This is a genomic window from Saccharopolyspora halophila, from assembly GCF_039531955.1.
Classification (GTDB): Bacteria; Actinomycetota; Actinomycetes; order Mycobacteriales; family Pseudonocardiaceae; genus Saccharopolyspora; species Saccharopolyspora halophila.
In genome coordinates, this window is sequence record NZ_BAAARA010000003.1 from 187,804 (window position 1) to 209,591 (window position 21,788).

20 protein-coding genes are annotated in these 21,788 nt (G+C 70.1%); 14 read left to right on the top strand and 6 right to left on the bottom strand.

All coding sequences use genetic code 11. The features are described from left to right. Positions 1 to 430: 430 nt before the first annotated feature. Genes ABD289_RS06090 through ABD289_RS06105 form a run of 4 tightly spaced genes read left to right on the top strand, consistent with a single transcriptional unit; the run spans position 431 to position 5,433 of the window. Positions 431 to 3,652: a nitrate- and nitrite sensing domain-containing protein gene (locus ABD289_RS06090; RefSeq protein ID WP_344127495.1), complete on the top strand. Its 3,222-nt coding sequence runs from the start codon at positions 431 to 433 to the stop codon at positions 3,650 to 3,652. A gap of 20 nt (positions 3,653 to 3,672) precedes the next feature. Further along, positions 3,673 to 4,080, top strand: a complete 408-nt coding sequence (locus ABD289_RS06095) for a roadblock/LC7 domain-containing protein (RefSeq protein WP_344128079.1) — start codon at positions 3,673 to 3,675, stop codon at positions 4,078 to 4,080. Positions 4,081 to 4,127: 47 nt separating this feature from the next. After that, entirely contained in the window at positions 4,128 to 4,859 is a 732-nt protein-coding gene (locus ABD289_RS06100; RefSeq protein WP_344127498.1) for a DUF742 domain-containing protein, read from the top strand. After that, the gene (locus ABD289_RS06105; RefSeq protein WP_344127500.1) at positions 4,840 to 5,433 is read left to right on the top strand and encodes a GTP-binding protein; all 594 of its coding nucleotides are present in this window, start codon (positions 4,840 to 4,842) and stop codon (positions 5,431 to 5,433) included. The genes ABD289_RS06100 and ABD289_RS06105 overlap by 20 nt, the downstream gene beginning before the upstream one ends. 86 nt (positions 5,434 to 5,519) lie before the next feature. On the opposite strand, the gene ABD289_RS06110 is transcribed toward ABD289_RS06105, so the two are convergent. Beyond that, on the bottom strand, positions 5,520 to 7,769 hold the full coding sequence (locus ABD289_RS06110; RefSeq protein ID WP_344127503.1) for a helicase-associated domain-containing protein: 2,250 nt from the start codon (positions 7,767 to 7,769) through the stop codon (positions 5,520 to 5,522). A 183-nt stretch (positions 7,770 to 7,952) separates the two neighbouring features. Here ABD289_RS06110 and ABD289_RS06115 point away from each other — a divergent pair, with 183 nt between their 5' ends. The 4 genes from ABD289_RS06115 to ABD289_RS06130 all read left to right on the top strand — a co-directional run bounded on the left by ABD289_RS06115 (position 7,953) and on the right by ABD289_RS06130 (position 11,378). Continuing rightward, complete coding sequence (locus ABD289_RS06115; protein ID WP_344127505.1) at positions 7,953 to 8,132, top strand: hypothetical protein; 180 nt, start codon at positions 7,953 to 7,955, stop codon at positions 8,130 to 8,132. Positions 8,133 to 8,347: 215 nt separating this feature from the next. Next, the gene (locus ABD289_RS06120; RefSeq protein WP_344127507.1) at positions 8,348 to 9,802 is read left to right on the top strand and encodes an NAD-dependent malic enzyme; all 1,455 of its coding nucleotides are present in this window, start codon (positions 8,348 to 8,350) and stop codon (positions 9,800 to 9,802) included. A 119-nt stretch (positions 9,803 to 9,921) separates the two neighbouring features. Then, positions 9,922 to 10,404: a cyclic pyranopterin monophosphate synthase MoaC gene (moaC, locus tag ABD289_RS06125; RefSeq protein WP_344127510.1), complete on the top strand. Its 483-nt coding sequence runs from the start codon at positions 9,922 to 9,924 to the stop codon at positions 10,402 to 10,404. Between the two features lie 53 nt (positions 10,405 to 10,457). Then, the gene (locus ABD289_RS06130; protein ID WP_344127512.1) at positions 10,458 to 11,378 is read left to right on the top strand and encodes a molybdenum cofactor biosynthesis protein MoaE; all 921 of its coding nucleotides are present in this window, start codon (positions 10,458 to 10,460) and stop codon (positions 11,376 to 11,378) included. A gap of 267 nt (positions 11,379 to 11,645) precedes the next feature. Here ABD289_RS06130 and ABD289_RS06135 read toward each other — a convergent pair whose 3' ends face one another. The 3 genes from ABD289_RS06135 to moaA all read right to left on the bottom strand — a co-directional run bounded on the left by ABD289_RS06135 (position 11,646) and on the right by moaA (position 14,379). Continuing rightward, positions 11,646 to 12,257, bottom strand: a complete 612-nt coding sequence (locus tag ABD289_RS06135) for a transglycosylase family protein (protein ID WP_344127514.1) — start codon at positions 12,255 to 12,257, stop codon at positions 11,646 to 11,648. Positions 12,258 to 13,034: 777 nt separating this feature from the next. Continuing rightward, positions 13,035 to 13,316, bottom strand: coding sequence for a MoaD/ThiS family protein (locus ABD289_RS06140; protein ID WP_344127516.1), 282 nt, complete (start codon positions 13,314 to 13,316; stop codon positions 13,035 to 13,037). A 4-nt stretch (positions 13,317 to 13,320) separates the two neighbouring features. Continuing rightward, positions 13,321 to 14,379 carry a GTP 3',8-cyclase MoaA gene (moaA, locus tag ABD289_RS06145; RefSeq protein WP_425564581.1) on the bottom strand — a complete coding sequence of 353 codons (1,059 nt, stop codon included), beginning with the start codon at positions 14,377 to 14,379 and terminating at the stop codon, positions 13,321 to 13,323. A gap of 149 nt (positions 14,380 to 14,528) precedes the next feature. Here moaA and ABD289_RS06150 point away from each other — a divergent pair, with 149 nt between their 5' ends. From ABD289_RS06150 to ABD289_RS06170, 5 genes are all read left to right on the top strand, one after another. After that, positions 14,529 to 14,927 (top strand): TOBE domain-containing protein, encoded by a 399-nt coding sequence (locus ABD289_RS06150; protein WP_344127518.1) that lies wholly within the window; start codon positions 14,529 to 14,531, stop codon positions 14,925 to 14,927. Positions 14,928 to 15,014: 87 nt separating this feature from the next. After that, entirely contained in the window at positions 15,015 to 15,758 is a 744-nt protein-coding gene (modA, locus tag ABD289_RS06155; protein ID WP_344127520.1) for a molybdate ABC transporter substrate-binding protein, read from the top strand. Beyond that, positions 15,758 to 16,549: an ABC transporter permease gene (locus ABD289_RS06160; protein ID WP_344127522.1), complete on the top strand. Its 792-nt coding sequence runs from the start codon at positions 15,758 to 15,760 to the stop codon at positions 16,547 to 16,549. Before modA ends, ABD289_RS06160 begins: the two co-directional genes overlap by 1 nt. Further along, on the top strand, positions 16,546 to 17,640 hold the full coding sequence (locus ABD289_RS06165; protein ID WP_344127524.1) for a sulfate/molybdate ABC transporter ATP-binding protein: 1,095 nt from the start codon (positions 16,546 to 16,548) through the stop codon (positions 17,638 to 17,640). Before ABD289_RS06160 ends, ABD289_RS06165 begins: the two co-directional genes overlap by 4 nt. 26 nt (positions 17,641 to 17,666) lie before the next feature. Then, on the top strand, positions 17,667 to 18,431 hold the full coding sequence (locus tag ABD289_RS06170; protein WP_344128083.1) for an HAD-IIA family hydrolase: 765 nt from the start codon (positions 17,667 to 17,669) through the stop codon (positions 18,429 to 18,431). 30 nt (positions 18,432 to 18,461) lie between these two features. Here the strand turns inward: ABD289_RS06170 and ABD289_RS06175 are convergent, their stop codons facing one another. Next, positions 18,462 to 18,731 carry a hypothetical protein gene (locus ABD289_RS06175; protein WP_344127526.1) on the bottom strand — a complete coding sequence of 90 codons (270 nt, stop codon included), beginning with the start codon at positions 18,729 to 18,731 and terminating at the stop codon, positions 18,462 to 18,464. Positions 18,732 to 18,952: 221 nt separating this feature from the next. Here ABD289_RS06175 and ABD289_RS06180 point away from each other — a divergent pair, with 221 nt between their 5' ends. Then, a complete protein-coding gene (locus ABD289_RS06180) occupies positions 18,953 to 20,578 on the top strand; it encodes an AMP-binding protein (RefSeq protein WP_344127528.1) in 1,626 nt (541 codons plus the stop codon). 221 nt (positions 20,579 to 20,799) lie between these two features. On the opposite strand, the gene ABD289_RS06185 is transcribed toward ABD289_RS06180, so the two are convergent. Next, positions 20,800 to 21,759, bottom strand: coding sequence for a R2-like ligand-binding oxidase (locus tag ABD289_RS06185; protein WP_344127530.1), 960 nt, complete (start codon positions 21,757 to 21,759; stop codon positions 20,800 to 20,802). Positions 21,760 to 21,788 lie beyond the last annotated feature (29 nt).

Genomic DNA, 21,788 nt, shown 5'->3' on the forward strand with positions numbered 1-21,788 from the left:
GACCGCGGCGTCGAGGGCTCGCTCTCGGATCTGTGGTGGGGCCGGGCGCAGGAGAACTGTAAAGCGTTGAACTAACCGCCCACAACCAGGCGTAATTACACTTAGGTCACACGATTGGCGCAGTTGTTCTCTTAAGCCACCCTAAAGAGTGATGAACACTCTCGTTGGGGGCCTGACGTGTGACGCGGGGTTAAGTATAGTCTCGCCCGTCGAGGTGACTGGCCTCTGCTTCGGGGGATGCACGTTGTGACCAGGGAGTGTGATGGCGAGCCCGGCTGACAGAGTCCGGGTCTGCGGGTTCTCAAAATCGAGACCGCTGACCCGCTCGTGGGTGTTCGACGTGTCTAGGTCGGTACACGGGCGCCTTCCCACCACAATGATCTTCGCTGTCACGGCTCGGAAGGACGGCTAGGCCGTGGCGGTGCCGCACATGTCCGCCGCAGCGCAGGAAACAGGGATGCTCAACAACGACCGCGGGACCGGAGCCGGTGCAGCCGATCCGGCTGCCACCCAGACCAAATCCTGGTGGCTGCGCAACTGGCGCCTCAGGTACAAGATGGCCGCCGTTCTGCTCGTGCCGACGCTGGCCGCGCTCGGCGTCGGTGGTGTGCGTCTCTACGATGGGCTGGCCACCGAGTCGCGGATGCAGACCATCGTCGACGAGGTCGAGCTGGTCCAGCAGGCCTCGGAGGTCACTCACGAGCTGCAGCGCGAGCGCGACATCGCGATTGTGCGCACCACCAGCAACGGCGGGGCCAACGCAGGCGACTACGACGCGCAGACCCAGCGCGTGGACGCCGCGGTGGACCAGCTGCGCTCCTTCGAATCGGAGATCGGCGAGTTCACCCCGAGCGTGGCCGGGGCCTTCCGCAGCGCAGAGCACCGGGTGGGCAGCCTCCAGGCGCTGCGCCAGACGGTGAACACGGGCTTCACCAGCCCGCAGACGCTGGTCGCCTACAACTCGGTGATCGAGAACCTGCTCAAGATCAACACAGCGGTCGCCAACTCGACGGCCAACACCTCGACCAGCTCGGCGGCCCGTGCTGCGGCCTCCCTCGGCGACGCCAAGGAGCACCTGGCCCAGGAGCGGTCGATCCTGCTCAGCGCCGCGCTTCGGGACGAGTTCCTGACCGGTCAGCCGGACGACATGCGCGCCGCGGACGCGCGGTTCGAGGCCGCCTTCGCCGAGTTCGAAGCGGCGGCGGACCCGCAGCAGCGCTGGCTGTACGCCCAGCGGGTCGCGGGTGCGGCCGTGGACCGCTCCGAGCAGATGGAGCAGTCCGCGCTCATCGCCTACGACAACGACCAGGAGAACCAGAACCTCGGCATCGACCCGCAGGCCTGGGCGCAGGTCTCCGGTGAGCGCACCGATCTCGTCCGCGCGGTCGAGTCCGACGTGCTCGACGACCTGCACAGCGACGCCACGGCGCTGGCGGACTCGGCCCGCTGGCTGCTGATCCGCGACTCCGCGCTGGTCGCGCTGCTGCTGATCGTCGCCTTCGGCGTCGCGGCCTTCATCGCCCGCTCGATGCTGCAGCCGCTGCGCACCCTGCGCTACAGCGCGCTGGAGATTGCCCAGCAGAGCCTGCCGGACGCGATCAACCGGGTCACCGACAGTCCGAGCGCGGTGAACAACACCACGGTCCCGACGGTGCCGGTCTACACCAACGAGGAGATCGGGCAGGTGGCCCGCACCTTCGACGCGGTGCACCAGCAGGCGCTGCGGCTGGCCGTCGAGCAGGCCATGCTGCGCAACAACGTCAACGACCTGTTCGTCAACCTCGCCCGCCGGAGCCAGACGCTGGTGCAGCGCCAGCTGGCGCTGATCGACAAGCTGGAGCAGGACGAGCAGGATCCGGACCAGCTTTCCCAGCTGTTCGAGCTGGACCACCTGGCGACCCGGATGCGGCGGAACAACGAGAACCTGCTGATTCTCGGCGGTACCGACCTGACCCGGCGCACCACCCGCCCGGTGCCGCTCAACGAGGTCCTCGGCGCCGCGGTCTCCGAGGTCGAGCAGTACGCGCGGGTCGCCGTGGTCGACGCCCCGGACCTGGCCCTGCAGGGCCGCGTGGTCAACGACTTCGTGCACCTGATCGCCGAGCTGCTGGAGAACGCCACGGTGTTCTCCAACCCGGAGACCGAGGTCACCGTCCGCACCGCCTACCGCCGCCAGCAGCTGGTCATCGAGATCCGCGACCGCGGTGTCGGCATCGACAGCGGGGAGATCGACGAGATCAACGAGCGGCTCACGCGGCCGCCGGAGATCGACGTCGCCGTCTCCCGCCGCATGGGTCTGTTCGTGGTCGGCCAGCTCTCGCAGCGCCACAACATCCACGTGGAGCTGCACAACAACGAGGGCTTGGAAGGCGGCGTCACCGCCACCGTGCACGTGGCCGGCGAGTACGTCATGCAGCTCACCCCGGACGGGCCGGTTCCGATGCCGGACGTGCCGCGCGCGCCGATCGGCGGCGACTCCGGTCAGGGCGGCGAGTCCACCGGCAACCACGTCGGGCTGGCGGCCGCGTTCGGCGGCGCCTCGCCGCGGCCGGGGACCAACGGCAGCGGGCCCGCGCTCGACCCCTCGCCGGAGCGCGCGTCGCTGCCCAGCCTGAGCACCTCCGAGCCGCCGGGGGCGTTCTCCCCGAGCTCGTCCGCTCAGGAGGAGCCGTGGCAGGGCGACACGCCCGAGCCCGACGAACCCGAACTGCCCGCTCAGTACTCCGTAACGCTCGCCAACGGCGGTTCGTTCGGCGCAACCGATGTCCCCCAATGGGAGGATGACCGGCGGGCGCCCAACGACGATGTCGTCGGGGTCGATGTCTGGCCGAGCGCGGACACGGGCTTCGACGGGCAGTGCGGGGCACCGTCGGAGACATCCTCCACGGACCTGTTCAACAGCCCGTTCGAGGACGCGAAGACGCAGAGCTTCATGCCCACACCGCCTCCCGGCGAGCCCGACTCGCCGAGTGGTGGTCTGAGCAACGGGATCGGCACGGCATTCGGCCCAGGCGATGGCGGGGGCGCTTCGAGCCGGCCCGAGCCGGCGTCGCAGTCCTGGGACGGCGGGATGTCTTCGTTGTCGGGCTCCGATGGCCGGTCGCCGGCATACGCCGACGACGAGCCGAGGGAGTCATGGGACATGGACGACTCGCCCACCCAACGCCTGCCCATCTACGAAGCCGTGCTTTCGCAGTGGTTCCGGGAGTCCGACGTGGACGAGGCCCCGGCCGCCGCGGAACCCGAGCCCGCCGAACCGGAACAGGCTCCGCTGCCGGACACGACGCCCGCGGAGCCGGAACCGGTCGACGAGGTCCCCCGGACCACCACGCCCGACCCGGGCTGGGGTTCGGCGGACGTCGGCTGGAAGGCCGCCGAAGCGCTGCTGCAGACCCCTGAGGTCCAGGAGACGACTTCGGCCGGGTTGCCCAAGCGGGTTCCGAAGACCAACCTCGTGCCCGGCTCGGCAGCGCCGCAGACGTCGCAGCAACCCCGGAAGAAGGCCGCCCAGCCGCGCTCGGCCGATGCCGTGCGCGGACGAATGGCCAACTTCCAGCAGGGCGTCACGCGGGGCAGGCACTCGAAGTCCGATCCGGTTTCCACCGAACATCCCCACCCGAAGAATCCGAGCCGTCCCGAGGAGCAGGAGTGAACGGGTCCGTGCAGCAACCGATGAGCAGCGACAGCTTCAGTTGGCTGATCACCGACTTCGTACGTCGGGTTCCCGGCGTCGCGCACTCGGTCGTGGTCTCCGCCGACGGTCTGCTACTGGCCGGTTCCCAGGGTTTGCCGAGGGACCGCGCCGAACAGCTCTCCGCCGTGGCCTCCGGCCTGGTCAGCCTCACCCAGGGCGCCGCCCGGTGCTTCGAGGCCGGCGACGTCACCCAGACCGTGGTCGAAATGGAGCAGGGCTACCTGTTCCTGATGTCCATCAGCGACGGCTCCTGCCTGGCCGTGCTGGCCGCGCCGAACGCCGATATCGGGCTGGTGGCCTACGAGATGACCCTGCTCGTGGAGCGGGTCGGCCGTCAGCTCACGCCGGAGCTGCGCGCGCAGCTGCAGGGCATGGGTCGCCGGTGATCGTCGCGCATGATCATTCGGCTGGGGAAGCCGAGGGGAGCTGACCAATGAACGCCGGTTCCGAGCCCAGCTGGGACGGTGACCTGTTCCGCCTCTACAACAAGCGACTGAGCGCGGAGTCCTGGCAGGACGACTTCGTCGACGACCAGCGATCCGCCGGTGACACCTCCGGTGGTTACGACCGCGCGCTGTTCGGCGGTCCGGGCGCCGACCTGTTCGGGTCCGGCGGGTACGACGCCGCGGGGAACAGCAACCAGCCGCAGCAACCACCGCAGCAGCCCCAGCCGCAGCCGCCGCAGCGGCCCGCCGACGGAGGGCCGCCTTCGGTGTCGATGCCGTCGATATCGCAGCCGATGCCACCGATTTCACAGTCCATGCCGTCGATCTCGGGCTCCATGCCGGCGATTCCCACGCCGGGCAACCTGGACTCCGAGGACGACGGCGGTTCGCTCGTTCGGCCGTACGCCCGCACCAGGGGGCGCACGCGCACCGATTATGATCTTGCTATCGAGACGCTGGTGACCACCAGCGAACGCGGTCGCGCGCAAGCGACCCAATCCCGGCCCGAGCACCGCTCGATTTCGGAGCTGTGCACGGAGGCTCGCTCGGTCGCCGAGGTCGCCGCTCACCTGCGGCTGCCGCTCGGTGTCGTGCGGGTGCTGATCGGCGACATGGCCGACACCGGGCAGGTTCTGATTCACGACAGTGGCATGGTCGTCGGTGATCGGCCGTCCATGGAGTTCTTGGAGAGGGTGCTCAGTGGGCTTCGAAGGCTCTGACCCCCGATCGACGCCGGGCAACCAGAAGACCTCCACGAAGATCGTGGTTGCCGGCGGATTCGGTGTCGGGAAGACGACGTTTGTCGGTTCGGTCTCCGAGATCGTTCCGTTGACCACCGAAGCGGTGATGACCGAGGCCAGCGTCGGGGTCGACGACCTCAGCGCCACGCCGGGCAAGGTCACAACCACGGTGGCCATGGACTTCGGCCGCGTTTCGCTGGACTCGGACCTGATCCTCTACCTGTTCGGTACGCCGGGTCAGCACCGCTTCTGGTTCATGTGGGACGACCTGGTCCGCGGCGCCATCGGCGCGGTGGTGCTGGTCGACACCCGCCGCCTGGCGGACGCCTTCGCCTCGATCGACTTCTTCGACGACCGGGGGCTGCCCTACATCGTCGCGGTCAACACCTTCGACGGCGTCCAGCACCACCGCCAGGAGGACGTCCGCGAGGCGCTCACGATCGCCGAATCGGTCCCGATGATCTCGGTGGACGCCCGCAACCGCGAGTCCACCAAGCAGGCGCTCATCACCCTGGTTCAGCACGCGATGCGCCAACGCATGGCCACCACCTGACGGATGTGGCAGTTCTGCCTAAAACCGTCAGGCGGCGGCGTCCGAAATGTCCGGACAGTTTTAGGCAAAACTGTCAGTGCGGCGAGCTAGTCCTCGACCAGCGCGACCGTGGTGATCCGGTGGAGCGGGAAGGCGCCCGGCTGGTGGGTCGCCGTGTCGACGCCCTGGAGGACGCCGCCGCCCACCGAGATCGGGCGAACCACCACCTCGCTGCGCAGCCCGTGCGTGTCCACGAAGCCGAGCAGGACGTGCTGCTCCTGCGCGGCGGCGTCGCGCAGGAGTTGCAGCGTCGCCTCGGCGCTGGGCCTGCCGCGTTCCGGAGCGATGCCGCGACCGCGGCGTGCGCTGGCCGAGCGATCGCCCGCCCGCAGCTGCGTGACCAGATCGCCGAGCTGGTCGGTGTCCGGGGCCGCGACGCCGGTCGGCGGCGCGGGCCGGTTGCGGCCGCGGACCCTGCGCCCGCCGGCGCGCAGGTCCAGCACGTTGCCATCGGGCCCCTCGGCGACCGGCGTGAAGCCCGCGCTGCGCAGGCCCTCCACCAGATCGGCCAGCGGCAGCGGGCTGACCAGCACGGTCGGCGCGATCCTGCGCAGTTCCAGGCCCTCGGTCTCCGGTTTGCCGAGCACCTCGCTGAGCGCGACCGGATCATCGCAGCGCAAGAAGGCCGCAGCGGTGCCCGCGCGGAGCTTGCCGTGCCTGCGCGCGACATCGTCGATGAGGTAGGTCAGCGACTGCGGGATCGGCGTCCGGGACCGGCCCCGGAACAGCGCGTGCAGGTCCTCGGCGGTGTAACCGGCGTCCAGCGCGTGGCGCACGCTGTCCTCGTCGACGCGGTAGACCGTCGCGCTGCCCGCCGACTCCACCTCGGCGACCACCTTCATCTCCGCGGCCAGGCCTGGTTCCAGCCTGCCCGGTGCGACGACGGTGTGGTCGGCCTGCACCAGCACGTGATCGAGCGGCTCGGGCAGCTGCTCGGCGAGCAGCTGCGCGGCCGCTGAGGCGCCGTCGAACAGCAGCGCGCGCCCGGCCGTGGTCATCGCGTCGAGCGCGACGATCCCCAGCACGGTCGCCTCGGACAGCGTCCAGCGCACCAGGTCGTCGCGCAGCTTGCCGCCGTGCCGCGGCGAGCGCCATGCCAGCACGGCCGCCGCGCCGTCGGCGCGCACCCCGTAACCACCGGGCAGCTCGTCGAGGTAGCCGAGGATGTGTCTGCGGTCCTTCGGGGCCAGCGGTCTGCGCAGGTCCTCCGACAGCGGACCGAGCACCCGGTCCTTCTCGTCGCGGGCGCCGATGAGACCGGGCAGCCGGGGCAGGTCCAGCCACGCGGCGGCCAGCGCGGCCCAGCGCTGCTCGGGCGGCGAGGCCAGCCAGGTGTCGGACTGGATGGTCGGCAGCCACTGCGGCGCGGCGTCCTCGGTGCTGTTGATCAAGTTCGCGGCGAACGCGACCTCCACCAGCAGGCCGAGGTAGGACTCCTCGACCTCCATGGCCTTGGCGGTGCGGCGCACTTCGCGAATGCCCAGTCCGCCGGAGCGCAGCACGTCGGGCGGGTCGGTCTCCCAGGCCTTCAGCAGCTCCTCGACGTGCCGGAGCAGTTCCAGCGCGGCACCGCCCGCGGTGGCGTCCACCCGGTCCGCGCCGGATTCGACCAGGTCCGGCGACGGTTCCTCGGGCTCGACCCGCCCCATCGGCCGGTCGCCGCGCACGGCCAGCGCGAGCTGCCGGGGCAGCTCCACGGTCTCGGCGTCGCGGCGCAGCAGCAGTCCCTTGGCCAGCAGCCGCTGGATCGGGTTCGCGGCCTGCTCCAGCGAGAAGCGCGCCGAGGCGTCCTTGGTGCGCCCGATCGGCGAGTCGCCCGCGAGCTTGTCGACCAGCCGCCGCTCGTCCTCGTCGAGCTCCGCCAGCGCAGCCTTGGCCCCGGACTCGGACAGGTCCTCGGCGGGGCGGCCCAGACCGGCGGGGAAGGTCGGCAGCACCTCGCGCACCGTGGACGGGATGGAGAGCTCGTCCGCGCCCCAGGCCAGGGCCAGCTCCTTGAGGCGGTCGGCGGACCGGCGCACCCGCTGCGGCGTCACGCCAGCACCGAGCATCTCGGCGATCGCCTCGCGGTCCACCGGGGCGCTGTCGGCGTCCAGCAGCACGAGCGCTTCGAGCGTGGACAGGGTGAACGAGTCCAGCTCCTCGCAGGCGCGCGCCACCGAGGAGCGCACGCTGATGCGCGTGGCCAGCACTGAGGTGTCGGCGGGCGGTGGCGTGGCCAGGTCCGGGCGCGCGCGGAGCAGCGCCACGAGTTCATCGTCGCTGCGCTCCCGCAGCCATTCCGCTAGCGAAGCCATCCAGACCACGATACCCAGCAACGGCCGCGCGCCCACCGCGCGTCGTGGGCGGTCGGCGGCGCGGGCGGTGCGCGCCACCCGCCTGGCGGCTCGGGGGTGTAGTGCGCAGCACCCTTGGCGGAATTCGATGCGGCGGTTGCGGCAAACTGGACGGTGCCCGCAGCCGGAATGTAGGAGGACGTCGTGGCCGGCAAGACCAAGAAGGACCGCATCGACCCCAGCTGGCCGCAGGCCGGTGCCGACGAGCACCCGGTCAGCGAGCTCGTGGCCGATAAGCAGGGCGCGCTGTCGCCGTTCGGTGACACCAGCTTCCCGCTGGACGGCGTTCCCTACGAGCACCCGGTGACCGAGCGCAACAAGTGACCGCTCCTGTCAAGGGCGACCGATGGGTAACCGGCCGGATCTAGATCACAGTCGGGAAAGTTTTAGGCTTTTTCGTACTGGGTGAAGTTTCGGTCGCTTGGTTGACCCGGAGGGCTTGCGTCCTGGTTCGGCGATCTGCTTCGGCGGCCCCGCGCGGGGCCGCCGAAGGACTGGCACCCACAAGTCCATAGCCGTTCGCTCGACAGGGGTGTGCCATGCCGGTTCCAGGCCCGGGTTATTCCATCACCGTGCGCGTCGAGGCGCCGCCGTCCACCAGCGCCGCCGGTGATCTGACCAGCGCGATCGGTCGTGCGGGCGGCGTCATCACCGCGTTCGACGTCGTCGAGTCGCACGCTGACCGCATCGTCGTCGACATCACCTGCAACGCGCTGTCGGCCGATCACGCGGAGGACCTGACCGGGATGCTCGGCGACCTGCCGGGCGTGCGGGTCCGCAAGGTCTCCGACCGGACCTTCCTGGTGCACCTCGGCGGCAAGATCGAGGTCAACTCCCGCGTCGCGCTCGCCAACCGCGACGACCTCTCCCGCGCCTACACCCCGGGCGTGGCCCGCGTGTGCACCGCGATCGCCGAGAATCCCGACGACGCGCGCAGGCTCACCGTCAAGCGCAACGCCGTCGCCGTGGTCACCGACGGATCGGCCGTGCTGGGCCTGGGCAACATCGGCCCGGAGGCCGCGCTGCCGGTGATGGAGGGCAAGGCGGCGCTGTTCAAGAAGTTCTCCGGCGTCAACGCCTGGCCGGTGTGCCTGGACACCCAGGACACCGAGGAGATCATCCGCGCCGTCGAGCTGATCGCGCCCGTCTACGGCGGCATCAACCTCGAGGACATCGCCGCGCCGCGCTGCTTCGAGATCGAGGCCCGGCTGCGCGAGAAGCTCGACATCCCGGTCTTCCACGACGACCAGCACGGCACCGCGATCGTGGTGCTCGGTGCGCTGCGCAATGCGCTGCGCGTGGTCGAGAAGGACCTCACCGGCTGCCGCGTGGTGGTCTGCGGCGTGGGCGCCGCGGGCTCGGCGATCATCCGGCTGCTGCAGCACCACAAACCCGCCGATGTGATCGCGGTGGACATCGACGGCATCGTGCACTCCGAGCGCGGTGACACCGACGAGAACCTGCGCAACATCGCCGCCACCACCAACGAGGACGGGCGCACCGGCACGCTCTCCGACGCCGTTCGCGACGCGGACGTGTTCATCGGTGTGTCGGCCCCGAACCTGCTGACCGCCGAGGACGTCGCATCGATGAACTCGGACGCGATCGTGTTCGCGCTGGCCAACCCGGACCCGGAGATCGACCCGCTGACCGCGCAGCAGCACGCGACGATCGTGGCCACCGGGCGCAGCGACTACCCGAACCAGATCAACAACGTGCTGGCGTTCCCGGGCGTCTTCCGCGGTCTGCTGGACGCGCACGCGCACGAGATCACCGACAACATGATGATCGCGGCCGCCAACGCCATCGCCGACGTGGTCGACGGCGAGCGGTTGAACGCCTCGTTCATCGTGCCCAGCGTCTTCGACAGCGCCGTCGCGCCCGCCGTGGCGGATTCGGTGAAGAAGGCGGCCCTGGCGGCCAAGCCCGCGGAGTCCACCGCGACCGGCGGCACGTCCATGCCCTGGAGCATGGCCGAGGACCTCGACTTCTGATCCGGCGCGAACCGCGGAAACCGGCCAGGCGAAGCATCCGTTTCGCCTGGCCGGTCCTCGTTCGTACGTCGCCGCACGCGGGCGGGAGTCGCGCTGGTCGCGTGCTCTAGGCTCGAGGCATGGCGGAGTACGAGCTCACGCACGTCGACGAGACGGGTGCTGCCCGCATGGTCGACGTCTCCGAGAAGCAGGCCGGTGCGCGCAGGGCCGTGGCCACCGGGGTGGTGCGCACGACCGCCGAGGTGATCGCGCTGCTGCGGCGGGACGACCTGCCGAAGGGCGATGCGATCGCCACCGCGCGGCTGGCCGGGATCATGGGCGCGAAGAAGACGCCGGATCTGATCCCGCTGTGCCATCCGATCGCCATCTCCGGGACCAAGGTCGAGCTGGAGCTCGGCGACACCGACGTGCGGATCACCGCCACGGTCAAGACCACCGACCGCACGGGTGTCGAGATGGAGGCGTTGACGGCGGTCACCACCGCCGGGCTCGCGCTGCACGACATGATCAAGGCGGTCGATCCGGCGGCGGTTCTCGACGCCGTGCGGGTCGAGCGCAAGGACGGCGGCAAGACGGGTCGCTGGGAGCGTCCCGCGGACTGACCGTCACCGAAAACCGGTTGCACGCGGCGTTGCGTCGCGTTGGGGAGGTCGAGATGCCGAGGACGGCGCGAGTGATCGCCGCTTCGAACCGCGCTGCGGCCGGGGTCTACGAGGACCGCACCGGCCCGGTGATCGTGGAATGGCTGCGCGAGCGCGGCTACGAGGTGCCCGATCCGATCGTGGTGCCCGACGGCGATCCGGTGGGCGAGCAGCTGCGCCGCGCCGTGGCCGCGAACGCCGACGTGGCGATCACCACCGGCGGCACCGGGATCAACCCGACCGATCGCACTCCCGAGGTCACCGCCGACGTCCTGGACTACCCGGTTCCGGGGCTGGCCGACGCGATCCGGTCGGCTGGTCTGCCGAAGGTGCCGACGGCGGTGCTCTCCCGCGGTCTGGCCGGTGTCGCTGGCCGCACGCTGATCGTGAACCTGCCGGGCTCGCGCGGCGGTGTGCAGGACGGCCTCAGCGTGCTGGCCGACGTCCTGGAGCACGCCGTCGATCAGCTCCACGGTGGCGATCACGCGCGCCCCGGCGAGTCCGGTGCGGCCGCCGATGTGCTGCGCGCCGACGTGGTCGACGAACCCATCGACGTGGACGCCCTGGCCCGCCGGGTCGAGCACCGCGCGGCGGGCGCGGTGGTGACCTTCGGCGGCGTGGTCCGGGACCACGACGGCGGTCGCGGGGTTCAGGAGCTGGAGTACACCGGCCACCCCAGTGCCGACGACGTGATCGTCGAGGTCGCCGGCGACATCGCCGCTCGCTTCGACGGTGTCCGCGCCATCGCGGTCTCGCACCGGATCGGCCTGCTCGAGATCGGGGACGTGGCGCTCGGCTGCGCGGTTGCCGCCGAGCACCGCAAGCAGGCCTTCACCGCCTGCTCCGAACTGGTCGACGAGGTCAAGCGACGGCTGCCCATCTGGAAGCGCCAGGTCTTCGACGACCACACCGAGGAGTGGGTCAACTGCCCCTGACCGGGGGCCGTGACAGTTTTGCCTAAAACCGTAAGCGTGTGAGCCCGAAGTGCTCGGACAGTTATAGGCAAAACTGTCGTCATTGCTCTGGTGCCGCTGTCCGCGGCGCTGCGCGGGCTGCGGAGTCGTACTTGTCGCAGATAGGGGGAACCCCCTCATCGAGGCTGGGGGTGAGGCGATGAGGGGGTTCCTGAGCGGAGCACGTGCCGTGTCGGGGGAGACGGCACGTGCTCCTGCCGGCCGGCTGGGGGAGCCGGTCGTGCCGTTTTAGCGGATGTCCAGCTGCTGACCCGGGAAGATCAGGTTCGGGTCGCTGAGCAGGTTCGAGTTGTCCTGGTAGATGGACTGGTAGTCGACGCCGTAGGCCTGGGCGATCTTGCTGAGCGTGTCGCCGGGCTTGACCGTGTAGTCGCCACCGGAGGCCTTCACCGAGGACTGGGTCTCAGTCTTGGTCTCGGTCTGGGTCTCGGTGCTCTGCTGCGACGTGCTGGTCTGAGAGCTGGTGTCGGTCGAGCCGCTGGTCCAGTTCAGCTTGGCGCTGCAAGCGGGCCAGGCGTTCTCGCCCTGGGCGGCCAGCACCTTCTCCGCCACGGCGATCTGCTGCTCGCGGGTAGCCAGGTGCGCGCTGCTGGCGTACTGGTTTCCGCCGAAGGCGGACCAGGTGGAGGGGGTGAACTGGAGGCCGCCGTAGAAGCCGTTGCCGGTGTTGGTGCTCCAGTCACCGCTGCTCTCGCACTTCGCGAGCATGTCCCAGTCCGCGGCGTTCGCGGGGGCGGCGACGGCGACCGGGGCGGCGACGACCGCGCCTGCGACGGCGAACCGGGCGAAATTGCGCTTGGCGTTGGAAGGCTTGCGGTGCTTGCCCTTATGGCTAGACATGTCCCTCTCTCCTGCCGCGCTTGCGGGGCGAGCCTGGGAGGCCCGTCCGGCTCGTCGGGGAGCCGGCACGCCTCGGGGCTTTCGGGGAGCCCTGAGGTGAACCCTCGTTCCTGCCCGGTTCGTTTCCGTTTTCGGGGTTGAAGCCCGCTGGGCAGGTCCAGCGCCACGGGCTTCGCGGTCCTTGCTGATCGGTTCGGGGCCGACCGAGGAGCGACACTACGTAACCAATGGAGAGATCCCAAATCTTCTACCATGTGACGCTGGTCACAGTAACACCAGGGTGGGGGGTGTCGATCTCGGTTGTTTTAGCTGATCAGCGGGCCGTTATCGGGCCGTTTTCATCCTGATATCGATCACCGTAAGTGAGGCTTGAGTCACCTCGTTACTCCCGTTGAGAACCGGCCGTCACACGGCCACCAGCCGTTGCGAATCGCCGATCTCCCCCGGCGAGATCGACGCGGGGGCGGTTCGCGAACAATGCGAAGAGTGTTCGCTGTGGACTCTGAGTAATTGGCCGGCTAGCTGAAACAGGCGACCAATGCGGCACTTGCGAGGGCCGCAATTGAGCCGGGCCGGAGTCGCGGCCGAGCGGCTGCGGGATGCACCAGAACTTCACCCGGTCGAGTGTGTACGACACGCCCGGGAATGTTGTAGCCGCGTGCGCGCGTACCCGTACGCGCGCACCCGCACGCGCGCGACGATGACTACTGTGCCCGGTCACAGTGGACCGGTGAGGGGGCCGGCGGACCGGTGAGAAGGGCCGGCTGCTCCGGCGGATCAGCCGCCCGCGAACGGTGGCAGCACGTCCAACGTGGCGTCCGCTTCGATCGCCGTACCGCGGTCGCGCACGGCCAGCCCGTCCAGCAGGAAGCTGCAGGCCTCCAGGACCTTGCTCAGCTTGCCGTCGTGCTGGTCCAGTGCGGCCGTGATCGCCTCGGCCACGGTCGCGGGTGGATCGAGGTGTACGACCTCTTCCGCGACGCCCGCGGCCGCGCGGGCGCCTGCGAAGTATCGAATCCGAACCGCCAGCTGGGTCGCCGGTCGAGGTGCGGCGGTCATCGGCTCAACCCCCGATCGCGCTCATCGGCCGGTCCGGCTGGGCGAACTCGCCGGAGTCCATCCCATGGCCCGCGGCCTTGGCCCACATCTCGCCCCGCCACAACCGGGCCAGCTCCTCGTCGCTGGCACCGTCGCGCATCGGGGCGCGCAGGTCGGTCTCCGTCGTCGAGAACAGGCAGGAGCGCAGCTGACCGTCGGCGGTGAGCCGGGTGCGGTCGCAGGCCGAGCAGAACGGGCGGGTCACCGAGCCGATCACGCCGACCGTCGCGGGACCACCGTCCACCAGCCAGCGCTCGGCCGGTGCCGAACCGCGTTCGGCGGTGTCCGGGGTGAGGCTGAACTCGCGCCCGAGCAGTTCCAGGATCTCGTCCGCGGTGATCATCGCGTCGCGGTCCCACTCGTGCTGGGCGTCCAGCGGCATCTGCTCGATGAACCGCAGCTGGTAGCCCCGCTCGATGCAGTAGCGCAGCAGCTCGGGGGCTTCGTGGTCGTTGATGCCGCGCATCAGCACGGCGTTGACCTTGACCGGCTCCAGCTTCATCGACTTGGCGGCGGCGAGCCCGTCGAGCACGTCGTCGAGCCGATCGCGCCGCGTCAGCTCCTTGAACACCTCGCGATCGAGGGAGTCCAGCGAGACGTTGACGCGGTTGAGGCCCGCCCGGACCAGCGGTTCCGCGAAGTCGCCGAGATTGATGCCGTTCGTGGTCAGCGAGGTCTTGGGGTTGCCCTGCAGCGCCGAGGTGGCCCCGATGATGTCCACCAGGTCCTTGCGCAGCAGCGGTTCTCCGCCGGTGAAGCGCACGGTCGTCACGCCGAGCTCTTCGACGGCGATCCGGATCAGCCGGTTCATCTCGTCGGTGTCGAGCATCTCGCTGCGCTTGAGCCAGGGCAGTCCTTCAGCGGGCATGCAGTAGGTGCAGCGCAGATTGCACTTGTCGATGAGGGAAACGCGCAGGTCCTGCGCTACCCGACCGAATCGGTCCACCAGGTACGGCGTGTCCGGCCGCTCGGAGGTGTCGGTCGTGTGGCGCACGAACGGGATTCCCAGCTCCACTGCGTTCACCCTTCGACCCTATCTCTTGAGTCCGTCCACTGACGATCGTCGACAGACATCTCCTCACCTGGTGAAACGACCACGTTGCCGGGAGTGGTGCCGATATCGCGGAAGGAAACCCCTTGGATATCCGCAGATGCGGAAGTAACCTCCCATGCGTGCCGCAATATCGGATCGCCGAGGCCGCCGGCTTGTTCGGCGTCAGCGATGACACCGTCCGTCGTTGGGTCGACGGCGGACAGCTCCCCACCGGCCGAGATGCCTCCGGCAGGCAGGTGATCGACGGTGCGACGCTCGCCGAGTTCGCCCGCACCCAGGCCCGCGCCACCCCGGATCCCTCCGGCGTCGGCCGGTCCGCGCGCAATCGCTGGGTCGGCCTGGTGACCGACGTGGTCTCGGACCGGGTGATGTCGCAGGTGGAGATCCAGTGCGGCCCGCATCGGGTGGTCTCGCTGATGAGCACCGAGGCGGTGCGCGAGCTCGGGCTCGAACCCGGAGCGCTCGCGGTGGCAGTGGTGAAGTCCACCAACGTCGTGGTGGAAACCCCGGAGGACTGATGTGCGGGTTCGGGTCGACCAGGGGTGCGGGACGCCGGGGGTGGTCGGCGGCCGCGCGGCTCGCACCGGATGGAGGCAGGCTCTGACATGGTGAGGATCAAGCCGATGGCGGGTGCCGTGCTGGTCTCGGTGCTGCTCGCCGGGTGCGGTGCGGCAGGCTCGGAGCAGGACAGAACGCTGACCGTGCTGGCCGCTGCATCGTTGACCGAGTCGTTCGACGAGATCGGGCAGCGGTTCCACGCCGAGCACCCGGACGTCGACGTCAAGTTCGACTACCAGGGGTCCTCGACGCTGGCCGAGCAGATCGAGCAGGGACGTCCGGCCGACGTCTTCGCCTCGGCCAACGCGAAGAACATGACCGAGGTCGGCGGTCAGGTATCCCCGCAGCAGACCTTCGCCACCAACCGGCTGACCATCGTCGTCCCGCCGGGAAACCCCGCGCGCGTCCAGTCCTTCGCCGATCTCGCCACCGCCCGGAACGTGGTGGTCTGCGCCCCGCAGGTGCCGTGCGGAGCGGCGGCGGAGAAGGTGGCCGATGCGGCGGGCGTGCGGTTGCACCCGGCCAGCGAGGAGAACGACGTCAAGGCGGTCCTGCACAAGGTCACCGCGGGCGAGGCGGACGCCGGGCTGGTCTACGTCACCGACGCCGCGGCGGCGGGGGACCAGGTGGAGACCGTCGACTTCCCCGAGTCGCAGCAGGCGCTCAACACCTACCCGATCGCCGCGGTCGACAACGCCGCCGAGCCGGAAGCGGCCCAGGAGTTCGTGGAGTTCGTCTGCGGCCCGGCGGGGCGTGAGGTGCTGACCCGGCACGGCTTCGGCGTGCCGTGATGCGGCGCAATCCCTCCCGGGTGCCGCTGGTGCTGTGGGTTCCGGCGCTGCTGGCGCTGGCGCTGGTCGTGCTGCCGGTCGTCGGGCTGCTCACCCGGGTCGATCCGGCCGAGGTCCCGGCGCTGCTGCTCAGCCCGGCCGCGCTGGACGCCCTGCGGCTGTCGGTGCTCACCGGGTTGATCTCGACCGCGCTCTCCCTGGTGCTCGGCACACCGCTGGCCGTCGTGCTCGCCCGCTCGCGGATGCCCGGGATGCGGGTGCTGCGCGCCCTGGTGCTGCTGCCGCTGGTGCTGCCGCCGGTGGTCGGCGGGCTCGCGCTGCTCTACTTGCTGGGCCGCACCGGGCTGCTCGGCGGCGTTCTCGAACTGGCCGGGATCCAGCTGCCCTACACCACAGCCGCGGTCGTGCTGGCCCAGACCTTCGTGGCGATGCCGTTCCTGGTAGTCGGGCTGGAGGGCGCGCTGCGCACAGCGGGCGGGCGCTACGAGCAGGTCGCGGCCACCCTCGGCGCGGGGCCCTGGCTGGCGTTCCGCCGGGTCACGTTGCCGCTGCTGCTGCCCGCGCTGGGCTCGAGCCTGGTGCTGACGTTCGCCCGCGCCCTGGGCGAGTTCGGTGCGACGATCACCTTCGCGGGCAGCCTGCAGGGCACCACCCGCACCCTGCCGCTGGCCATCTACACCACCGCGCAGACCGATGTGGACGCCGCGGTCGTGATGTCGTTGCTGCTGGTCGTGGTGGCACTGCTGGTGATCGTGATCGCCAGGCCCAGGGCAGTGGAGGGACGCTTGTGAGCCTGCGGGTGGAGGCGGTGCTGCGGCGCGCGGAGTTCGCGCTGCGCACCGAGTTCGAGGTCGCCCCCGGCGAGGTGCTGGCCGTGCTGGGCCCCAACGGCGCGGGGAAGTCGACGCTGCTCTCGGTGCTGGCGGGCGAGTTGGTGCCGGATCGCGGTCGCGTCGAGCTGGACGGGACCGCCTGGCTGGACACCGGGGGCGGGGTCAACGTGCCGACGCACCGGCGGGGCGTCGGTCTGCTGGCCCAGCAGGCGCTGCTGTTCCCCAACCTGACCGCGCGGGACAACGTCGCCTTCGGGCCTCGCGCGGCCGGCATGAGCAGGGCGCGGTCCCGCGCGGTCGCCGATCAGTGGTTGTCCGAAGTGGACGCGACGGATCTGGCGCCGCGGCGTCCCGGCCGGCTCTCCGGAGGCCAGGCGCAACGGGTCGCGCTGGCCCGCGCGCTCGCCGCCGAGCCCAGGCTGCTGATGCTCGACGAACCGCTCGCGGCACTGGACGTCGACGCCGCCCCGGCCATGCGCGGCCTGCTGCACCAGGTGCTGCGCAGGCAGGGCACCCCGACCGTGCTGGTCACCCACGACGTCCTGGACGCCGTGGTGCTGGCCGACCGGCTGCTGGTGCTGGTCGACGGCGAGATCATCGAGCGGGGACCGACTCGCGAGGTGCTGGCCCGGCCGAGGGAACCGTTCACCGCCCGGCTCGCCGGCCTCAACCTGCTCGCCGGCGAGGCGCTGGACCGCATCGGCGCGACCATCGCCGTCGGCGAGGACACGATCAGCGGCCGGCCGGTCGAGGAGGTCGAGCCCGGAGCGGCCGCGGCCGCGGTGTTCGCCCCCTCGGCGGTCGCGGTCCACCGGAGCAGGCCGCACGGCAGCCCGCGCAACGCGCTGCGCGGGCGGGTGAGCGCCCTGGAGCCGCGCGGGGACGTGGTCCGGGTCCGCGGCGACGTCGAAGCCGGCTCCGTCGCGGCCGACGTGACTCCGGCCGCCGTCGCGGAACTGGGGATCACCTCGAACGACGAGGTCTGGTTCGCGGTCAAGGCCGCCGAGGTAGCCATCCACCCCCTTTCGGGAGGATCATTGGGGGCGTGACTGAGCCATCCCGCTGGACCTACCTGATGGACATGGACGGCGTGCTCGTCCACGAGGAGCACATGGTGCCGGGAGCCGACAGGTTCCTGGGTGCTCTCAAGGACAACGACATACCGTTCATGGTCTTCACCAACAACTCGATCTACACCCCGCGCGACCTGCGGGCTCGCCTGCTGCGCAGCGGGCTGGACGTGCCGGAGGAGTCGATCTGGACCTCGGCGCTGGCCACCGCGCAGTTCCTGCAGACCCAGCGTCCGGGCGGCTCGGCCTTCGTGGTCGGCGAATCCGGCCTGACCACGGCGCTGCACAACATCGGCTACGTGCTCACCGATCGCGAGCCGGACTACGTGATCCTCGGGGAGACCCGCACCTACAGCTTCGAGGCGATCACCAAGGCGATCCGGCTGGTCGAAGGCGGTGCCCGGTTCATCGCCACCAACCCCGACGAGAAGGGCCCCAGCCGCGAGGGGACGCTGCCCGCGACCGGCGCGGTGGCCGCGCTGATCGAGCGGGTCACGGGTCGCGCGCCGTACTACGTGGGCAAGCCGAACCCGCTGATGATGCGCTCCGCGCTGCGCCACCTCGGCAAGCACTCGGAGAACACGCTGATGATCGGTGATCGGATGGATACCGACGTCCGCTCCGGGCTCGAGTCGGGCCTGCAGACGATCCTGGTGCTCTCCGGGATCTCGGGCGAGGACACCGCCGAGCTGTTCCCGTACCGCCCGACGAAGGTGATCGGCTCGATCACCGACCTCACCGACCACGTGATGGATCCGTTCAAGTCGTGACCCGGCACGGTCGTGGGCGCGATCCGGCGCTCACGACCTGCTGGCCGGCGTCGGGTCGTCCACGTCGATCGCGGTGGTGACGCCGGTGAGGTCGTCGGCCATCCGCTCGGCCGCGTCGCGCAGCAGCTCCGCGCGCCGGGACAGGGGCCCGGACCAGTGCCGCTGGGAGGCGGCCAAGCGGTCGACCAGGTCGGCCTCCAGGCGGAGGCGCTCCACCTCGGTCCAGTCCGGATCGGCTTCGTGCCGGAACCCGCGTTCGATCGCGGCGGCCACGCGTTCCAGCTCAAGTTCGGTGATCATGTTTGCTTCCCCAATCCGGCGATCGGTGGACAGCAATGCGACCCGTTCGGGGGACTGAGCATACGCGATCGCGGCGGATTTTCACCCATGTCAGTTCGTCTTCCGCATCCGGATCGTTCCGCCCGCGAGTTCGGGCACCAGGCTCTTCCGGGGGTGGCTCAGCTGCGGCGAACGGTTCAAGATGAGTGGTCCGAGTCACCGCAGCATCGGAGGTTGTCAACGTGGATGCCACCGAACCGGTCTTGTCGAGCTACGACTCCGGCACTTCGGAAGTCCCGCTGCTGGGCGACACCATCGGTGTGAACCTGGACCGCACCGCCGCCCGCTTCCCCGAGCGCGACGCGCTGGTCGAGTGCGTCACCGGTCGCCGCTGGAGCTACCGGGAGTTCGTGGCCGCGGTCGACTCGCTGGCCACGGGGCTGCTCGACGCGGGCATCGGCAAGGGCGACCGGGTCGGCATCTGGGCGCCGAACCGCGCGGAGTGGACGATCACCCAGTACGCCACCGCCAAGGTCGGCGCCATCCTGGTCAACATCAACCCCGCCTACCGCGCGCACGAGCTGCAGTACGTGCTCAACCAGTCCGGAATCCGGATGCTGGTGTCGGCGAAGTCGTTCAAGTCCTCCGACTACGTGGCGATGGCCGACGAGGTGCGCGGGCACTGCGCGGCCCTGGAGCAGATCGTGTTCCTGGATTCGCCGGAATGGGAAGCCCTGGCGGACACGCGGGCGGACCCGGAGCGGCTGAACGGGATCCGGCTGTCGGCCGACGACCCGATCAACATCCAGTACACCTCGGGCACCACCGGGTTCCCCAAGGGCGCGACCCTGTCGCACCACAACATCCTCAACAACGGGTTCTTCGTCGGCGAGCTCTGCGGCTACACCGAGGCCGACCGGGTCGCGATCGTGCCGCCCTTCTACCACTGCTTCGGGATGGTGATGGGCAACCTCGCCAGCACCAGTCACGGCTCGGCGATGGTCATCCCCTCGGAGGCCTTCGACCCGGGAACGGCGCTGGCGGCGGTGCAGGCGGAGCGGTGCACCTCGCTCTACGGCGTGCCGACGATGTTCATCGCCGAGCTCGACCACCCCGATTTCGAGTCCTTCGACCTGTCCTCGCTGCGCACCGGCATCATGGCGGGGTCGCCGTGCCCGGCCGAGGTGATGAAGCAGGTCATCGACCGGATGGGCATGCGCGAGGTGGCGATCTGCTACGGCATGACCGAGACGAGCCCGGTGTCCACCCAGACCCGCGCGGACGACTCGCTCGAACGCCGGGTGTCCACGGTGGGCAGGGTCGGCCCGCACCTGGAGGTCAAGATCATCGACCCGGTCACCGGGCTGACCGTCCCGTGCGGCGAACCCGGCGAGCTGTGCACCCGCGGGTACTCGGTGATGCTCGGGTACTGGGAGCAGGACGACAAGACGGCCGAGGTCATCGACGCCGCGCGCTGGATGCACACCGGTGACCTGGCGGTCATGGACCGGGACGGCTACGTCTCGATCACCGGCCGGATCAAGGACATGGTCATCCGCGGCGGGGAGAACGTCTATCCCCGCGAGATCGAGGAGTTCCTCTACACCCACCCGGACATCCTCGACGCCCAGGTCATCGGCGTCCCGGACGAGAAGTACGGCGAGGAGCTGATGGCCTGGGTGCGGTTGCGCGAAGGGGCGCCGGAACTCACCGCCGAGGCGCTGCGCGAGTTCTGCACCGGCAAGCTGGCGCACTACAAGATCCCGCGCTACGTGCGGGTGGTCGACGAGTTCCCGATGACGGTGACCGGCAAGGTCCGCAAGGTCGAGATGCGCGAGCAAGCCCGCAAGCTGCTCGGCCTGGACTGAGGTGCGGGGATTTGCCAGTGCGGGGCTCGCGTGGCGGGGCCGGTGGCGGAACCTGCCGCGTCGTGCGGCTGCGGGAGCCGCTCCTCGAGTAGCGACCCGCGCGGCGTCGCCGTCCTCGCCGCACGACGCGGCAGAACCCGCCGCGGTGCTGAGTTCGCGCACCTGAAACAGCGGCTACCGCCGCACACCGCACGGGCCTCCCGGTTTGCGCGGTTCTGCGCTCAGGTGCGCAGCTTGTCCAGCTCGGCGGCGTCCTCCTCGCCGAACCTCTCCTCCAGGGCCTCGGGCTCCGCGTCGACGTCGATCTTGGCCAGCGGCATCCCCTTGGCGCTGGCGATCGCGCCCAGCCTGCGGGTCGCCCGGTCGGACGCGTAGGCGGTGAGCTCGTCGGTGTCCAGCTCGAAGGGCATCTGCTCCGGGGCGTCGTCCGGGCGCCACTGGACGTGCTCGATCGCGTGCGGCAGCAGCTCGTTCATCTGCTCCTCGACGACGTCCCAGTTGCGCTCGTCGGCGGCCACGTGCCTGCGGCAGGTGAACGTGCCCCAGGCCATGTGCCTGCGCTCGTCGTCGCCGATGCGCCGCACGATCTCCTGCATGCCGGGCAGGATGCCGCGGCTGACGCAGATCTTGTGCCAGGCGTAGTAGCCGGTCAGCGCGAGGGTCCCCTCGACGACGTGGTTGTAGGTCACCGAGGCGCGGATCTGGTTGCGCGGGCTCGGGTCGTCGTGCAGCGCGTTGAGCGACTCGGGCAGCGCCCGGTAGAAGATCTCCTGGTAACCCCGGCTGCCCACCAGCTCGTGCAGGTCCTCGGTGAGGCCGATGGCGTCCATCCAGAGCCGGAAGACCTGGGTGTGCTTGGCCTCCTCGAAGCAGAACTGGGTGAGGTACATCTCGTCGCCGAAGCGGCCCTCGGCCGCCATCGCGGCCATGAACGGTTGCAGGTCCTCGGTGACCGCTTCCTCGCCCGCGATGAACTGGGCGCACAGGGCCGCCACGCTGCGCTGCTCGTGCTCGGTGAGGTTGTGCCAGTCCTCGGCGTCCTGGCTGAAGTCGATGTCCGCGGGGTTCCAGAACTTCGCGTTGCCCTTGTTGAACAGCCGCAACGGCAGGGAGTCCCAGTTGAACCCGCGTTCGCGCAGGGAGTGGAAGCCCTCGCGGCGGGGGGAGTGAGTGCTCGTCATCGAGTCTCCAGGTGCGCCCGGAATTGTGA

Bases quoted from the DNA above. Each gene is read 5' to 3' on its own strand.
- ABD289_RS06090 (WP_344127495.1), top strand. From the start codon at position 431: ATGTCCGCCGCAGCGCAGGAAACAGGGATGCTCAACAACGACCGCGGG.
- ABD289_RS06095 (WP_344128079.1), top strand. From the start codon at position 3,673: ATGAGCAGCGACAGCTTCAGTTGGCTGATCACCGACTTCGTACGTCGG.
- ABD289_RS06100 (WP_344127498.1), top strand. From the start codon at position 4,128: ATGAACGCCGGTTCCGAGCCCAGCTGGGACGGTGACCTGTTCCGCCTC.
- ABD289_RS06110 (WP_344127503.1), bottom strand. From the start codon at position 7,769: ATGGCTTCGCTAGCGGAATGGCTGCGGGAGCGCAGCGACGATGAACTC.
- ABD289_RS06120 (WP_344127507.1), top strand. From the start codon at position 8,348: ATGCCGGTTCCAGGCCCGGGTTATTCCATCACCGTGCGCGTCGAGGCG.
- moaC (WP_344127510.1), top strand. From the start codon at position 9,922: ATGGCGGAGTACGAGCTCACGCACGTCGACGAGACGGGTGCTGCCCGC.
- ABD289_RS06130 (WP_344127512.1), top strand. From the start codon at position 10,458: ATGCCGAGGACGGCGCGAGTGATCGCCGCTTCGAACCGCGCTGCGGCC.
- ABD289_RS06135 (WP_344127514.1), bottom strand. From the start codon at position 12,257: ATGTCTAGCCATAAGGGCAAGCACCGCAAGCCTTCCAACGCCAAGCGC.
- ABD289_RS06140 (WP_344127516.1), bottom strand. From the start codon at position 13,316: ATGACCGCCGCACCTCGACCGGCGACCCAGCTGGCGGTTCGGATTCGA.
- modA (WP_344127520.1), top strand. From the start codon at position 15,015: ATGGTGAGGATCAAGCCGATGGCGGGTGCCGTGCTGGTCTCGGTGCTG.
- ABD289_RS06160 (WP_344127522.1), top strand. From the start codon at position 15,758: ATGCGGCGCAATCCCTCCCGGGTGCCGCTGGTGCTGTGGGTTCCGGCG.
- ABD289_RS06170 (WP_344128083.1), top strand. From the start codon at position 17,667: ATGGACATGGACGGCGTGCTCGTCCACGAGGAGCACATGGTGCCGGGA.
- ABD289_RS06175 (WP_344127526.1), bottom strand. From the start codon at position 18,731: ATGATCACCGAACTTGAGCTGGAACGCGTGGCCGCCGCGATCGAACGC.
- ABD289_RS06185 (WP_344127530.1), bottom strand. From the start codon at position 21,759: ATGACGAGCACTCACTCCCCCCGCCGCGAGGGCTTCCACTCCCTGCGC.